The organism is Streptomyces eurythermus (assembly GCF_014649115.1).
Lineage (GTDB): Bacteria > Actinomycetota > Actinomycetes > Streptomycetales > Streptomycetaceae > Streptomyces > Streptomyces eurythermus.
This window is the reverse complement of record NZ_BMSK01000004.1, coordinates 92,005-106,709: the sequence shown is the minus strand read 5'-3', so window position 1 is coordinate 106,709 and position 14,705 is coordinate 92,005. Positions and strand designations below refer to the sequence as shown.

Genomic DNA, 14,705 nt, shown 5'->3' with positions numbered 1-14,705 from the left:
CGGCACGGACGGCTGGGCGCCGTACGCCCGCCGCTGACCCGCCGGCGACTTCGCACCCCCCCACACCACCTGTCCCCGCACGATCCAGCAGAAGAGAGCCGACCGATGAAGAGCAGTATCCGCAGAAGCAGGCGTGCCGCCCTGGCCGTGGCCCTGGGCTCCGCCCTCGCGCTGACCGCCACCGCCTGCGGCGACGACGGCAGCGGCAGCGTGGGCGGGAAGGGGGACGAGGGCTCCGGCACGGGCACGATCACCTTCTGGGACAACAACGGCGGTGTCCGCACCGACGTCTGGAAGCAGATCATCGCCGACTTCGAGCACAAGTACCCCGACATCAAGGTCAAGTACGTCGGTGTGCCAGCCGCGAGCGCGCAGTCCAAGTACGACACCGCCATCCAGGGCGGCGGCCTGCCGGACGTCGGCGGCGTCGGTACGGCGATGCTGGCCGAGGTCGCCGCGCAGGGCGCGCTGGAGCCGCTGGACGAGCGGCTCGCCGGCAGTGCGCTGAAAGGCAAGCTCAACGCCAAGTTCCTGGAGAGCGTGAAGGCGGCCGGCGGGGACGGCAGGACGTACACCGTGCCGACGTCCGCGAACAACGGCACGCTGTGGTACCGCACCGACCTGTTCCGCGCGGCCGGGCTGGAGCCGCCGACCACCTGGACGAAGTTCTACAAGGCCGCAGACAAGCTCACCGACAAGGACAAGAACGCCTTCGGGTACACCATCCGCGGCGGCGAGGGCTCCATCGCCCAGGCCCTGGACGCGATGTACGGGCAGAGCGGGATCACGTCCTTCTGGAACGGCGACAAGACCACCGTCAACGACCCGAGGAACGTGGCCGCGCTGGAGAAGTACACCGGCCTGTACAAGAAGAACACCCCGTCCGCCGACGTCAACAACGACTTCACCAAGATGGTCGCCCAGTGGGACTCCGGCACCATCGGCATGCTCAGCCACAACCTGGGCTCCTACGCCGACCACGAGAAGGCGCTGAAGGGCAGGTTCCGGGGGATTCCCAGCCCGACCCTGGACGACGGGACACGGGTGCAGGTGTCGAACCCGGTCGACGGGCTCGCCCTGTTCAGGTCCGGCAAGAACAAGGCCGCCGCCTGGAAGTTCATCGAGTTCGCCGCCTCCCACGCGTCCAACAGCAAGTGGAACGAGTTGGCCGGGTCGGTGCCGGCCAACACTGAGGCCGCGCAGGACGCCTGGGTGCGGGCCAACGAGCCGGCGAAGCTGGCGGCCGAGGCGCTGGACGGGGCCGGCACGAAGATCGTGCAGCTGCCGTACTACCTGCCGGACTGGAACACCATTTCCAAGGCCGACAACGAGCCGAACTTCCAGAAGGTGCTGCTCGGCAGGATGAGCGCCAAGGAATTCCTGGACCTGCTGGCCGATCAGCTCAACAAGGCCCAGGAGGACTGGAAGCAGAACCACTGAGGTTCCCGGTGGTCGCGGCGGCGGGGAGCCGCCGCCCGGTCACGGGCCGGTCGCGCGGTTCCCCGCGCCCCCTTGTCGGAAACGTATGTGAAAGGCGCAGGTTGTGTCCCTCACGCGCAGACAGGTCACGTCCGCCGCTGTCGCCGCCGTCCCCTTGGCCGGGCGGTCCCGGAAAGAGGCGCGGACCCTCCACATCGCCGGTGATTCCACGGCCGCGCGGAAATACGCGGACGCGGCTCCCGAGACCGGATGGGGAATGGCACTGCCCTTCTTCCTCCACAAGGAGCTGACGGTCGCCAACCACGCGGTGAACGGGCGGAGTTCGAAGAGCTTCGTCGACGAGGGCCGGCTGGACGCCGTACTCGCCGTGATCCGGCCCGGGGACCTCCTGGTCGTCCAGTTCGGGCACAACGACGAGAAGGCCACCGACCCCACCCGCTACACCGAGCCGTGGACGTCGTACCAGCGGTATCTGCGGCTGTACCTCGACGGCGCCCGCTCCCGGGGTGCCCGGCCCGTCCTCGCCACCTCCGTGGAGCGCCGCCGGTTCGGCGCCGACGGCACCGCCCAGCCCACCCACGGCGACTATCCGGCGGCCGTGCGGGCGCTCGCCGGGGCGGAGCGGGTCCCGCTGCTCGACATCCAGGCGCTGTCGCTCGCGCTGTGGCAGCGGCTCGGGGCGGAGGAGACGAAGACCTACTTCAACTGGACCGCCACCGAGCAGGACAACACGCACTTCAATCCGCCGGGTGCCATCGCCGTGGCGCGGCTCGTGGCGCGCGAGCTGCTGCGCACCCGCGTGCTGGCCCGGCACGACGTCCGCCGGCTGGACGAGGACGTCCCGGCGTCCTGGATCACCTGGCCGCCCGCCCCCGCGCCCTGACCGGCCCTCGTCGGGCCACCGGGCCACCGGGCCATCGAGCCACCGAGTCACCGAGTCACCGAGCCATCTAGGAGAGCCGCACAGTGCGTACACAGAGATGTCATGGACGGGTCATGGGTGCGCTGGTGGGTGCCACCGCCCTCGTCCTCGCCGTCACCGGGACCGCGTCCGCGCACCCCGCCCACCACACCGGCCCCGACCGGCAGGTGCTCCCCGCCCGGGACGGCTGGGCCGCGTACGGCACCGGGACCACCGGCGGGGCCGCCGCCGACCCCGCGCACGTGTACACCGTCACCACCTGGGAGCAGTTCAAGGCAGCCCTCGCCGACGGCGGCAGCGCGCCGAAGATCGTCCGGGTGAAGGGCACGATCGACGCCGACGGGCCGGGCTGCGACGCGTTCGCCGTGCCCGGCTACGACTTCGCCGCCTATCTGAAGACCTACGACCCCGCGGTGTGGGGCCGCGCCAGGACCCTCGACGCCGAACCCGACGACAGCCCCGAGGGCCTGCGCCGCGCCTCCGCCGCCCGTCAGGACGCCTTCATCAAGGCGGCCGTCCCCGCCGACACCACCATCGTCGGCATCGGCCGCGACGCCGGATTCAAGGGCGCCAGCCTCCAGATCAAGGGCGTCGACAACGTCATCGTGCGCAACCTGGCCTTCGAGAGCCCCCTCGACTGCTTCCCGCAGTGGGACCCGACCGACACCGCCGACGGCAACTGGAACTCCGAGTACGACAGCGCCGTGGTGCACGGCTCGACCCATGTGTGGATCGACCACGACACCTTCACCGACGGCGACCACCCGGACGGCACCCTGCCGTCGTACTACGGCCGGATCTACCAGCGGCACGACGGCGAGCTGGACGTCGTCAAGGGCTCCGACTACGTCACCGCCTCCTGGAACGTCTTCGAGGACCACGACAAGACGATCCTCATCGGCAACAGCGACAGCGCGGCCACCGCCGCCGTCGACCGCGGGCACCTGAAGGTCACCTTCCACCACAACCTGTTCCGGAACCTGGTCGAGCGGGCCCCGCGCATCCGCTTCGGGCAGGTCGACTCGTACGACAACCACTTCGTCGCCGGTGACGGCTACTCGTACACCTACGGCATCGGCATGGAGTCCCAACTCGTCGCCGAGCACAACGCGTTCACCCTGCCGGACGGCGTCCGGGCCGGTTCGGTGTTGAAGAAGTGGAAGGACGCCCCGGTCACCGCAGCCGACAACTACGTCAACGGCCGCCCGGTGGACCTCCTCGCCGTCCACAACGCGGAGGTGCCCGGCGAGACCCTCCGGGCCGGCGCCGGCTGGACCCCCGAGCTGCGCACCCGGGTCGACCCGCCGCAGGCCGTCCCCGGCATCGTCGGCCGCCACGCGGGCGCCGGACGCCTGCGCTGACCCGTTCCCGGCCGGGGCGCACCCGCCCCGGCCACCCGAGAGGGAGGACTCCCATGCCCCTGACCAGACGTGCCCTGCTCACCGCGGGCACCGGCGCCGCCGCCGCGCTCGCCCTGACACCGGCCCCCGCCCACGCCCGCACCCGCCCGTTCGGCCGCCACGGCTCCCCGGACCGCCGCCGCACCCCGGGCACCCTGTACGTCGACCCGCACGGCCGGGGCGACTTCACCTCCGTCCAGGCCGCGGTGACCGCCGCCTCCGGCAGCGGCCGGACCCTGGTCATCGCCCCCGGCACCTACCGCGAGACGGTCACCGTCGACGCCGGCCGTACGGAGATGACCTGGATCGGCGCCTCCGAGGACCCGCGGGACGTGGTGATCGTGTACGACAACGCGGCCGGCACCCCCAAGCCCGGCGGCGGCACCCACGGCACCAGCGGCTCGGCCACGACCACCGTCCAGGCCGACGGGTTCACCGCCCGCTGGATCACCTTCGCCAACGACTGGCTGCGCGCCGACCATCCGGACACCACCGGCACCCAGGCCGTCGCGCTCAAGGCACAGGGCGACCGGAGCGCCTTCTGGCACTGCCGCTTCCTCGGCCACCAGGACACCCTGTACGCCGACTCCACCGCCCTGTCCGTCTTCGCCCGGCAGTACTACGCGCACTGCCACATCGAGGGCGACGTCGACTTCGTCTTCGGGCGGGCCACCGCCGTGTACGAGCACTGCCGCTTCCACACCCTGGACCGCGGTGACCTGTCCGCCCCGCCCTACGGCTTCGTCTTCGCGCCCTCCACCGCCCGGGCCAACCCGTACGGCATGCTCGCCGTGCGCTGCCGGTTCACCTCCGGCGCGGCGGACGGGGCGTACAAGCTGGCCCGGCCGTGGGTGCCGTCGAACGAGACCACGGCCCGGCCCGCGCTGGTCGTCCGGGACAGCGTCATCGGGCCCGGCATCGACCCGGTGGCCCCCTACGCCGACATGCGCGACGCCTACCCGTGGCAGTCCATGCGCTTCGGCGAGTACCGCAACTCCGGTCCGGGCGCGGTGGTCACGGTTCCGGCCAACCGGCCGCAGCTCACCGCCGCCGAGGCCGCGCTGCACACCCCGGCCGCCCACCTCGGCGACTGGCGTTTCCGGAAAGCGGCTCGCATATCGATCGGGTAACAGGGCTCGCGGTCTCGATGTGATGCGCGTAGACAGTCTCCGACCTGGTACATCACTCTCATCCACCGGATCGGAGAACCATGCGGAAGTCCCTCAGGGCCCTCGCGGCCGGCGCCGCCTGTGCCGTCGCCGGCGCGGCGCTGTACGGCGCGGGCGCGGCCACCGCCGGCCAGTCGACCGCCAACTCCACCCACGAGCCGTACAACATAGGCCAGTTGGTGAAGGACATCGACACCTACTACGGCACCACCGCCGACGCGAACGGCGTCTACCAGGCGTCCCCGGACAGCCCCTACGCCCGGGACCTGGCGCGGATCGACGCCGACGCCAGGAGCTACATCGACAAGGCCGCCCGCAAGGCCCACCGCCGGGGCGAGAAGCCGGCCGTCGTCTTCGACATCGACGACACCCTGCTGCTCAGCCTGGACTACGAGAAGCGCACCAACTACACGTACAACGACGCCGACTGGAACGCGTACGTGGACCGGGCCGACCGCCCGGCCGTCTTCGGCAGCCCGGAACTGGTGCGCTACGCCGACTCCAAGGGCGTCGAGGTCTTCTACAACACCGGTCTGGGCGAGGCCCGCCGCGCCGCCGCGGTGGCGAACCTGAAGAAGGTCGGCGCCGACGTCGACCTCGACCCCGCCCACATGTTCCTCAAGGACAAGGCCAACCCGCCGGCCTACCTGAAGGACTGCGCCACCCCGGGCAACTGGAAGTGCACCACGGTCCAGTTCAAGTCCGCCACGCGCAAGCACATCGAGCAGGACCTCGGCTACGACATCATCGCCAACTTCGGCGACCAGTACTCGGACTTCGGGGGCGGCTACGCCGACCGCGCCTACAAGCTGCCGAACCCGACGTACTTCGTCTCCTGACGCCCGGGCCGGCGGGCGCCAGGGTTCAGGAGCGGTCGTGCGGGGCGAAGTCGCCGGTCACCGTGTAGGTGTGGCCGTCGGCGGTCCCCGTCATGACATAGCCGTCGTCCTTGGCGTCCCGCCCCCCGCGGGCGTGGTCGTACTGCCCGGCGAACACCCACTCGCCCGCCGGCACCGTACGCCCCGGCTTCAGCGTCCAGGTGTAGACGACGAACCCGTCCCGCTCGACGACGCCCTGGGCGAAGTCCGTCTCGGGCAGCGAGCGCCAGGCGCCCGTGGAGGTCACCCCGCCGGTCTGCGCGATCCTCAGCTCGACGGTGAGCGACTCCAGTGGCACGGACGTCTTCAGGGTCAGATTGCTCTGCGCCCAGAAGTCGTTGCTGTGCGGGTCCACCGAGCCGTCCGACCACAGGGGGCCGTTCCGCTCGGCGCGGGCCGGCGGCGGAGCGGCCGGGGTGGTGGCGCCCCGGGTGGCGGAGGAGGAGGGGGAGGAGGACGGCGTGCGGGACGGCTCGCCCGCGGCCTCGCCGGGCGTCGGGCGCGCCGTGGGGGCGGGGGGCGCCGGGGGCGTGGAGCGCTCCGGTGACGCGCTGGGCGTCGGCGACACCGCCACCGTCCGCCGGGCCGGCGGATCGTCCCGTACGGCGGACGCCACCGCGTAGCCCCCGACCGCGAGCACACCGGCCACCGCGGCCGTCGCGGACACCACCCGCAACCAGCCCAGCACCGGCGGACGCACGGCCCGGTGGCCGGGGCGGGCCGGCTCGGCCATGCCGCGCTCGACCCGGGCCAGGATGCGCGCGCGGTCCGGTTCATGGGCCTCGGCCGCCTCGTGCAGCCGGGCGCGCAGCTCGTCGTGCACGTCCTGCCGCCTCATCGGTTCCTTCCTCCGCTCTGGCCGCCCCGGGCCGCCATCGCCGCGTGCACCCGCCGCGGGTCGCCCTGCGGGCCGAGCAGCCGCTGGAGTTCGGCCATGCCCTTGGACGTCTGGCTCTTAACCGTACCCACCGAGATCCCGAGCGCGAGCGCGGTGTCCTTCTCCGACAGGTCGAACGCGTGCCGGAGCACCACACACGCCCGTTTCCGGAACGGCAGCCTGCGCAGGGCCTCCTGGACGTCCACCACGCCGGCGACGTCCGGGTTCTCGGTCCGCTCCTCGCCGCGCGGCCAGAACAGCGCGATCCGCCGCCGCTCGCGCACCGCGCCGCGGATCCGGGTGCGGGCCAGGTTGGCGACCACGCCCCGCGCGTACGCCACCGGCCGGTCGGCGGCGCGCACCCGGTCCCAGCGGTGCCACAGCGCCAGCAGCGCGTCGGCCGCCAGGTCGTCCGCCGCGTCCGCCTCGCCGGTCAACAGGTGGGCGAGACGGGCCAGTTCGGCGTAGTGCCGTTCGAAGAAGGCATGGAACTCCACGGAGGCGGCGTCGTCGACGACTGTGCCCACGGGTGACCTCTTCTCGATGCGCGCTCTGGAAGTGAGTGTCATGTGAATGACATGCGAGGGTCCAGGGAGGCCCGGACGGAGATCCGGAAGCGTAGCAGTGATCGTTTGGGCGTTCTCGTACGGGGGGTCGGACACCGTATGACCGACCGAACCCGTTGAGGGAACACGGAAACGACCCGAAGAGGGTTCACGAGGAAGGGAGAAGGAGGGGGAAGCCGCGCCGGACGGGCCGGGGGAGTGCGTGGCGCCCCGCCCCCTGCCGGGGCGCCACGGGCGGTGCTACTTCAGTGCCGCCTGCATCATGGCCCGCGCCACCGGCGCCGCCAGGCCGTTGCCGCTCACCTCGGAGCGGGCCGCGTCGGACTGCTCCACCATGACCGCGACGGCCACTTCCTTGCCGCCCGAGTCCGACTTGCCGTAGGAGGTGAACCAGGCGTACGGCGTCTTGCTGTTGTTCTCGCCGTGCTGCGCGGTACCGGTCTTGCCGCCGACCGTCACCCCGTCGATCAGCGCGTTCGTGCCCGTACCGTCCTTCACCACCGTCTCCATCGCCGACTGGAGCTGCTCGGCGGTGGTGGAGCCGATGATCTCCGAGGTGTCGGTGTCGTCGTCGTAGTCCTTCAGGACGTCACCGCCGCTGTCGGTGATCCGCGAGACCATGTGCGGCGAGACCAGCTTGCCGCCGTTGGCTATGGCCGCGGACACCATGGCCATCTGGAGCGGGGTGGCCGTGACGTCGAACTGGCCGATGCCCGACAGGGCCGTCTGCGCCTTGTCCATGTCGGAGGGGTAGACGCTCGGGTAGGCGCGCACCGGCACGTCCTGCTCGTCGTCGTTGAAGCCGAACTTCTCGGCCATCTCCTTGACCTTGTCCTGCCCCAGCTCGACGGCCATGTGACCGAAGACGTTGTTGCAGGAGTAGCGCAGCGCGACGCGGATGGAGGCGTTCTTGCACGGCGCCGACTTGTTCTCGTTGTTCAGCGGCTGCACCGTGCCCGGCATGATGTACGGGTCGGGGCTGTCGGTGGGCTGGTCCACGTCCTTGTACAGCCCGTCCTCCAGCGCGGCGGCGGCGACGACCAGCTTGAACGTCGAGCCCGGCGGCAGCGGCTGGCGCAGCGCGCGGTTGGTGAGCGGCTTGTCCTTGTCCGCGTTGAGTGCCTTCCACGCCTTGCCCGCGTTGTTCGCGTCGGTGAGCGCGGAGGGGTCGTACGAGGGTGTCGAGACCACCGCGAGGATCTTCCCGGTCTTCGGGTCGATCGCGACGGCCCCGCCCTTCTTGCCCCCCAGCGCGCGATAGCCCGCCTTCTGCACGGCCGGGTCGATCGTCGTGAGCACGTTGCCCGGGTCGGGGCGCTCACCGGTGACGGTGTCCATCACCGTCTTGAGCTGGTTGTCCGTGCCGTTGAGCAGGTCCGTGTAGATGCCCTCCAGCTGGGTGGGGGCGTAGGCCTGCGAGGCGTAGCCGGTCACCGGCGCGTACAGCTCGCCGTCCGTGTACGTCCGTTTGTACGCGAGATCGCTCCCCTTCGTCCTCGCCGAACCGGTGATCGCCTCACCGGCCACGATGATGTTCCCCAGGGGACGCGAGTACGTCGCGATCACGTTCCGCCGGTTGTCTTTGTCGTCCGCGAGGGCCTGGCCGTCGTAGAACTGCAGCCATGTCGCCCTGACCAGCAGGGCGAGCACGAGCAGCAGCGCGAAGACGGACGCCCGCCTGATCGTCTTGTTCATCCCGCACGGAAGACGAGCGGAACGGTGCCGGTCGTTCCCGTACGCCCCGCTTTTTCATCCGGTCCTCAGGAAGCGGCGGCCTCCGGGCGGCCGTCCGCCCCGCCCTCCAGCACCAGTACGACCTCCTCGATGTCCCGGCCCCGCGCGTTCGCGAACCCCCGGGCGCGGGCCGTCTCGCGGAAGCCGCACTTGGCCAGGACGCGCAGCGAACCCGTGTTGTCGGCCGCCGCCCGGGCGTACAGCGGCCGTTCGGGGACCTCGGCGAGCAGGGCCCGCAGCGCGGCCGTCGCCACGCCCCGGCCCCAGTACGCGCGGTCGATCCAGTACGACACCTCGCGCTCGCCGGTCTCCCCGTACACCACCGCGCTGCCCGCCACCGCCCCGTCCGCCAGGACCGTGCGCAGGACGGCGCGGCCGGCGCGCAGGCGTCGCCAGTACGCCGCGAAGGCCTCCGGGCCGGTGCAGTCCTCCGGGCCGAACGCGGCCATCCGGACGGCCTCCGGGTCGGTCATCTGGCGGTGGAACACCGGCACGTCACTGTCCCGGACGGCGCGCAGCGCGATCTCCATGGGGCCGAGCCTAGGTGTGCTCTCCCGGGACGCACACCTGGGCTCGCCCGGCTCACAGCCGGCGGGTCGCCAGGGTCAGCCGGTCGCGCGCGTCGAACAGCGCGTCCTTGATCATCTGCTCGTGGGCCGGGGTCAGCCGGGCCACCGGGACCGAGCAGCTGATGGCGTCCCGGGCGGGCGTGCGGTAGGGGATGGCCACGCCGAAGCAGCGCAGACCCAGCGTGTTCTCCTCGCGGTCGACCGCGAAGCCCTGCTCCCGGATCTGGCGCAGCTCCTCGATGAGCCGCTCCCGGTCGGTGAGGGTGTGCTCGGTGAGCGCGGGCAGCGTCTCCGGCAGCAGCTTGCGCACCTGCTCGTCGGTGTAGGTGGCGAGGATCGCCTTGCCGAGGGAGGTGGAGTGGGCGGGCAGCCGGCGGCCGACCCGGGTGAAGGGGCGCAGGTAGTGCTGGGACTGGCGGGTGGCCAGGTAGACCACGTTGGTGCCGTCGAGCCGGGCCAGGTGGATGGTCTCCGTGGTGTCGTCGGAGAGCCGGTCCAGGGTCGGGCGGGCGGCGGCCACCACCTCGTCGCCGTCGATGTAGGAGGTGCCGACGAGCAGCGCCCGCACCCCGATGCCGTACCGCGTGCCCGTGGCGTCCGTCTCCACCCAGCCCAGGTCCACCAGCGTGCGCAGCAGCATGTACAGGCTGGACTTGGGATAGCCCACGGCCTCCTGGACGGCCGCGAGGGAGTGCATACCGGGCCGGCCGGCGAAGTACTCGAGCAATTCCACGGTCCGTACCGCGGACTTGACCTGCGCCCCGCCCCCTGTGTCGCCTGCCGTCATCGCCCTTGACCCCTTCGTTCGACGAGGACCGAGATATATAGTCTCCGAGCAGCGTTCATCATCAGAGACAGTGTTCAGTATATCGAACGCGGCTGATGGGTGACGCACAGGTTCAATCAGTGCGGCCTTTTGGAGGGACCCGCGGTGGCAGCAGCACCAGTCTGGAGTGTCGACCCGCGCACCGGGAAGCAGCGCGAACAGGTTGCGGTCGAGGCCACAGCCCAGGAGGTGGACGCGGCCGTCCGGGCGGCCGAGGCGGCGCGCGAGGCGCTCGCCGACCGCGCGGTCCGCGCCGCCTTCCTGCGCTCGGCCGCCGCGGGCCTGGACGCGGCCCGGGACACGCTGGTCGAGACCGCCGACGCCGAGACCGCCCTCGGCCAGGTCCGGCTCTCCGGCGAACTCGCCCGCACCGTCTACCAGTTGCGGGCCTTCGCGGACATCGTCGACGAGGGCGCCTTCCTGGACGTCGTCATCGACCACCCCGACGCCACCGCGACCCCGCCCGTGCCGGACCTGCGGCGCTACAAGGTGCCGCTCGGCGTCGTCGCCGTCTACTCCGCCTCCAACTTCCCCTTCGCCTTCTCCGTCGCCGGCGGCGACACCGCGAGCGCGCTCGCAGCGGGCTGCCCCGTCGTGGTCAAGTCCCACCCCGATCACCCGGCACTGTCCGAGCGGGTCGCCGAGGTACTGCGCCGGGCCGCCGCCGGGCACGGCATCCCCGAGGGCGTCGTCGGCCTGGTGCACGGCTTCCAGGCGGGCATCGAACTGATCAAGCACCCGCTGGTCGCCGCCGCCGGCTTCACCGGCTCCGTCCGCGGCGGCCGGGCGCTGTTCGACGCCGCCGCCGCGCGCCCGGTGCCGATCCCGTTCCACGGCGAACTCGGCTCGCTGAACCCGGTCCTGGTGACCGAGGCCGCCGCGGCGGAGCGGGCCGAGGAGATCGGCGGCGGGCTCGCCGGCTCGATGACCCTCGGCGTCGGCCAGTTCTGCGTCAAGCCCGGCTTGGTGCTGGTGCCCTCCGGCGGGGCCGGCGACCAGCTGGTGAAGTCGCTGGCCGACGCCGTCGCCGGCACCGACGCCGGGGTGCTGCTCGACCACCGCATGCGGGACAACTTCATCGCCGGCGTGGCCGAACGCGCCGAGCTGCCCGACGTGGACGCGCCCGTCACCCCGGGCGAGGGCGGCGAGCACTCCGTCAGCCCGGGCTTCCTCACCGTGCCGGCGGCGAAGCTGACCGAGGAGGGCGACCACGACCTGCTCCTGGAGGAGTGCTTCGGACCGGTCACGGTGGTGGCCCGCTACGCCGACGAGCAGGAGGCCAAGGCCGTCCTGTCCCGGCTCCCGGGCAACCTCACCGCGACGGTCCAGCTCTCCTCGCAGGAGGCCGCGGGCCAGGGCCGGGGGCCGGAGCTGCTCGCCGAGCTGACCCCGCTGGCCGGCCGGGTCCTGGTCAACGGCTGGCCGACCGGGGTGGCCGTGGCACCGGCCCAGCACCACGGCGGGCCCTACCCGGCGACGACCTCCACCTCGACCTCCGTGGGCGGCACCGCCATCGAGCGGTGGCTGCGGCCGGTCGTCTACCAGAACGCGCCGGAGGCGCTGCTGCCGGCCGAACTGAAGGACGACAACCCGCTCGGCCTGCCGCGGCGGTTCAATGGGCGGTTGGAGCGGTAATCCGCCGGGCGCGGCTGTAGCGATTTCGCGCGTCCCGCCGGTTCCGGTGGATCGGCGGGCGGCTGGAGTGGTGGCCCGCTTGCCCTGGGGTTCTGCGGGCGGCTGGAGTGGTGGCTCGCCTGTCCTGGTGGTTCGGTGGATGGCTGGTGCGGTGGCCCGCTTGCCCTGGTGGTTCGGTGGATGGCTGGTGCGGTGGCCCGCTTGCCCTGGGGTTCTGCGGGCGGCTGGTGCGGTGGCCCGCCTGCCCCGGTGGTTCAGCGGGCGGTTGGAGCGGTGACCCGGCGGCAGCCCAGCAGGAACGTCACGGCGAGCAGGACCGCCGCCACGGTCAGGCTCGCCCGCAGCCCGGCCGTGAAACCGCCGTCCACCAGGGCGCCGAACACCGCGATCCCGAGTCCGCCGGACACCTGCCGGGCCGCGTTGAGCACCCCGGCGGCCACCCCCGCCCGCTCGGCCGGCACGGCGTCCAGCAGCACCGCGGTCAGGGCCGGGATGGCCAGCGCGACACCGACGGCCATCGGCACCAGCAGCACGGCCACCACCGCGGCCGGGGTGCCGGCGTCCACGGTGAACAGGGTCAGCAGGCCCGCCACCGCGAGCGCCTGCCCGGCCAGCAGCGGCACCCGGGCGCCGTAGCGCCCCGCGAGCCGGCCGGACACCACGTTCGTCGTCGCGATCACCCCCGTCATGGGCAGGAACAGCAGCCCGGCGGCGAGCGCCGAACGGCCCTGCACCTGCTGGAAGAACAGCGAGAACAGGAAGACCATCCCGTAGAACGCCACACTGGCCGCCGACCCTGTGGCCACGGCCAGCCGCACCGTCCGGTCGCGGAACAGGCCGAGCGGCACCACCGGGTGCGGCCGCCGCGTCTCGATCCGTACGAACCCGACGGCGGCGGCCACGGCCACGGCACCGGAGACGAGGCCCGCCGTACCGCCCTCGATCACCGCGAACGTCAGCGCGGTCAGGGCGAGCACGGCCGTCGCCTGGCCCGGCAGGTCCAGCGGGGCCGGGCGGCGCGCCGAGCGGGGGGCGCGTACCAGCAGGACCAGCGCCGCGATGCCCAGCGGCAGATTGACGAAGAAGATCGCCCGCCAGTCCCACCAGGTGGTCAGCACTCCGCCCGCCACCGGACCGAGGGCCAGCGCCGTCGAGCCGCCCGCCGCCCAGGTGGCCACCGCCCGGCCGCGCCGGGCCGGATCCGGGTAGGCCTGGCGCACCAGGGCCAGCGAGGCGGGCAGCACCACGGCCGCCGCCGCCCCCTGCACCGTCCGCGCGCCGATCAGCGCCGGCAGGCCCGGCGCGAGCCCGCAGGCCGCCGAGGCGAGCGTGAACACCGTGACGCCCAGGGCGTACGCGCGACTCGCCCCGGCCCGGTCCGCGAAGGCGCCCGTGGACAGCATGAGCGCGGCCAGGGCGAGGGTGTAGGAGTCCACCACCCACTGGAGCCCGGACATCCCGCCGCCGAGGGAGGAGCCGATCGCCGGGAGGGCGACGGTCACGATCGTCGAGTCCAGGGTGATCAGGGCGGTCCCGAGGATGGCCGCCACGAGGGTGAGTACGGGCGCGGTGCCCGTTTCCTCGTCGGGGCCGGTCAGTTGAGGGGTGGTCAGAGTCTTGGCGTTCGGCATGCGGCCATGGTGCTGGTCATCTCGGGCATACAGTAGTGGCCTGAATGCCATGCATCCGGAGGTTCTGGCCATGCTGCGTGTCGCCGTCGTCGCGTCCCCGCCCGTGTCGATGTTCAACCTCGCCATCCCCGAGCTGCTCTTCGACAAGGTGCGGGTCGACGGCGAGCCGGGCTACGAGGTCGTGATCTGCGCGCCCGAGTCCGGCCCCATGCCCACCACCGGCACGCTGGACCTGTACGTGCCCCACGGCCTGGAGGCGCTGCGCGAGGCGCACACCGTGATCGTTGCGGGCACCGGCCGGCCCCTGACCCCGGACCCGCGGGTGGTCGAGGCGCTGCGCGAGGCCGCGGCGGCGGGCAAGCGCATCGCCTCCATCTGCTCCGGCGCCTTCTCGCTCGCCGAGGCGGGCCTGCTCAAGGGCCGCAAGGCCACCACCTACTGGGCGCAGGCCGGGGAGCTGCGCCGCCGCCACCCCGACATCGACCTCCAGGGCGATGTCCTGTTCGTCCAGGACGGCCCGTTGCTGACCGCCTCCGGCTACGCCGCCGGGATCGACCTGTGCCTGCACATCGTCCGCACCGACTACGGCGCCGCCGTCGCCAACGAGGTCGCCCGGCTCGCCCTGGTCGCGCCGGTCCGGCCCGGCGGGCAGACCCAGTTCACCCAGACCCCGCTGCCGCCCGAGCGCGGCACCGCCTGCGCCGACACCCGGGGCTGGGCGATGCGCAACCTGGACAAGCCGCTCACCCTGACCGACCTGGCCCGGCACGCCGGTGTCTCGGTACGCACCCTCACCCGCCGGTTCCAGGCGGAGAGCGGGGTCAGCCCGTTGCAGTGGCTGCTGCACCAGCGCATCGAGCGGGCGAAGGAGCTGCTGGAGACCACCCGGCTGCCCATGGACCAGGTGGCCGCCGCCTGCGGCCTGGGCACCGCCGACTCCCTGCGCGCCCACCTGGTCCGCCGCACCGGCCTCACCCCGAGCGCGTACCGGGCGCAGTTCAGCAGGCACGGCCAGACGGGCAGGCCCGGCACTCCCGCCGTGGCCTGAAGGCCGCCGT

13 protein-coding genes are annotated in these 14,705 nt (G+C 72.5%); 7 read left to right on the top strand and 6 right to left on the bottom strand.

The features are described from left to right. Window positions 1-105 precede the first annotated feature (105 nt). The 5 genes from IE251_RS08380 (at window position 106) to IE251_RS08360 (ending at window position 5,770) form a co-directional block, all read left to right on the top strand. Window positions 106-1,440 (top strand): ABC transporter substrate-binding protein, encoded by a 1,335-nt coding sequence (locus IE251_RS08380; protein ID WP_189752275.1) that lies wholly within the window; start codon window positions 106-108, stop codon window positions 1,438-1,440. 103 nt (window positions 1,441-1,543) lie between these two features. After that, window positions 1,544-2,323, top strand: a complete 780-nt coding sequence (locus IE251_RS08375) for a rhamnogalacturonan acetylesterase (RefSeq protein ID WP_189752274.1) — start codon at window positions 1,544-1,546, stop codon at window positions 2,321-2,323. Between the two features lie 83 nt (window positions 2,324-2,406). Next, window positions 2,407-3,723, top strand: coding sequence for a pectate lyase family protein (locus IE251_RS08370; protein ID WP_434095159.1), 1,317 nt, complete (start codon window positions 2,407-2,409; stop codon window positions 3,721-3,723). Window positions 3,724-3,776: 53 nt separating this feature from the next. Then, on the top strand, window positions 3,777-4,892 hold the full coding sequence (locus tag IE251_RS08365) for a pectinesterase family protein (RefSeq protein WP_189752272.1): 1,116 nt from the start codon (window positions 3,777-3,779) through the stop codon (window positions 4,890-4,892). 80 nt (window positions 4,893-4,972) lie between these two features. After that, on the top strand, window positions 4,973-5,770 hold the full coding sequence (locus tag IE251_RS08360; protein ID WP_189752271.1) for an HAD family acid phosphatase: 798 nt from the start codon (window positions 4,973-4,975) through the stop codon (window positions 5,768-5,770). A 25-nt stretch (window positions 5,771-5,795) separates the two neighbouring features. On the opposite strand, the gene IE251_RS08355 is transcribed toward IE251_RS08360, so the two are convergent. From IE251_RS08355 to IE251_RS08335, 5 genes are all read right to left on the bottom strand, one after another. After that, window positions 5,796-6,647 carry an anti-sigma factor gene (locus IE251_RS08355; protein ID WP_189752270.1) on the bottom strand — a complete coding sequence of 284 codons (852 nt, stop codon included), beginning with the start codon at window positions 6,645-6,647 and terminating at the stop codon, window positions 5,796-5,798. Beyond that, window positions 6,644-7,213: a SigE family RNA polymerase sigma factor gene (locus tag IE251_RS08350; RefSeq protein WP_189752269.1), complete on the bottom strand. Its 570-nt coding sequence runs from the start codon at window positions 7,211-7,213 to the stop codon at window positions 6,644-6,646. Before IE251_RS08350 ends, IE251_RS08355 begins: the two co-directional genes overlap by 4 nt. A gap of 279 nt (window positions 7,214-7,492) precedes the next feature. Further along, on the bottom strand, window positions 7,493-8,947 hold the full coding sequence (locus IE251_RS08345) for a peptidoglycan D,D-transpeptidase FtsI family protein (RefSeq protein ID WP_189752268.1): 1,455 nt from the start codon (window positions 8,945-8,947) through the stop codon (window positions 7,493-7,495). A 65-nt stretch (window positions 8,948-9,012) separates the two neighbouring features. Continuing rightward, window positions 9,013-9,516: a GNAT family N-acetyltransferase gene (locus IE251_RS08340; RefSeq protein WP_189752267.1), complete on the bottom strand. Its 504-nt coding sequence runs from the start codon at window positions 9,514-9,516 to the stop codon at window positions 9,013-9,015. A gap of 52 nt (window positions 9,517-9,568) precedes the next feature. Continuing rightward, window positions 9,569-10,342: an IclR family transcriptional regulator gene (locus tag IE251_RS08335; protein WP_189752266.1), complete on the bottom strand. Its 774-nt coding sequence runs from the start codon at window positions 10,340-10,342 to the stop codon at window positions 9,569-9,571. Window positions 10,343-10,486: 144 nt separating this feature from the next. On the opposite strand from IE251_RS08335, the gene IE251_RS08330 reads away from it, so the two are divergent. After that, the gene (locus IE251_RS08330) at window positions 10,487-12,016 is read left to right on the top strand and encodes an aldehyde dehydrogenase (NADP(+)) (RefSeq protein WP_189752265.1); all 1,530 of its coding nucleotides are present in this window, start codon (window positions 10,487-10,489) and stop codon (window positions 12,014-12,016) included. Between the two features lie 254 nt (window positions 12,017-12,270). Here IE251_RS08330 and IE251_RS08325 read toward each other — a convergent pair whose 3' ends face one another. Beyond that, on the bottom strand, window positions 12,271-13,647 hold the full coding sequence (locus tag IE251_RS08325; RefSeq protein WP_189752264.1) for an MFS transporter: 1,377 nt from the start codon (window positions 13,645-13,647) through the stop codon (window positions 12,271-12,273). A 49-nt stretch (window positions 13,648-13,696) separates the two neighbouring features. On the opposite strand from IE251_RS08325, the gene IE251_RS08320 reads away from it, so the two are divergent. Next, a complete protein-coding gene (locus IE251_RS08320) occupies window positions 13,697-14,695 on the top strand; it encodes a GlxA family transcriptional regulator (RefSeq protein WP_229896662.1) in 999 nt (332 codons plus the stop codon). Window positions 14,696-14,705: the final 10 nt, after the last annotated feature.

Bases quoted from the DNA above. Each gene is read 5' to 3' on its own strand.
- IE251_RS08380 (WP_189752275.1), top strand. From the start codon at position 106: ATGAAGAGCAGTATCCGCAGAAGCAGGCGTGCCGCCCTGGCCGTGGCC.
- IE251_RS08345 (WP_189752268.1), bottom strand. From the start codon at position 8,947: ATGAACAAGACGATCAGGCGGGCGTCCGTCTTCGCGCTGCTGCTCGTG.
- IE251_RS08365 (WP_189752272.1), top strand. From the start codon at position 3,777: ATGCCCCTGACCAGACGTGCCCTGCTCACCGCGGGCACCGGCGCCGCC.
- IE251_RS08320 (WP_229896662.1), top strand. From the start codon at position 13,697: ATGCATCCGGAGGTTCTGGCCATGCTGCGTGTCGCCGTCGTCGCGTCC.
- IE251_RS08340 (WP_189752267.1), bottom strand. From the start codon at position 9,516: ATGGAGATCGCGCTGCGCGCCGTCCGGGACAGTGACGTGCCGGTGTTC.
- IE251_RS08335 (WP_189752266.1), bottom strand. From the start codon at position 10,342: ATGACGGCAGGCGACACAGGGGGCGGGGCGCAGGTCAAGTCCGCGGTA.
- IE251_RS08325 (WP_189752264.1), bottom strand. From the start codon at position 13,647: ATGCCGAACGCCAAGACTCTGACCACCCCTCAACTGACCGGCCCCGAC.
- IE251_RS08355 (WP_189752270.1), bottom strand. From the start codon at position 6,647: ATGAGGCGGCAGGACGTGCACGACGAGCTGCGCGCCCGGCTGCACGAG.
- IE251_RS08360 (WP_189752271.1), top strand. From the start codon at position 4,973: ATGCGGAAGTCCCTCAGGGCCCTCGCGGCCGGCGCCGCCTGTGCCGTC.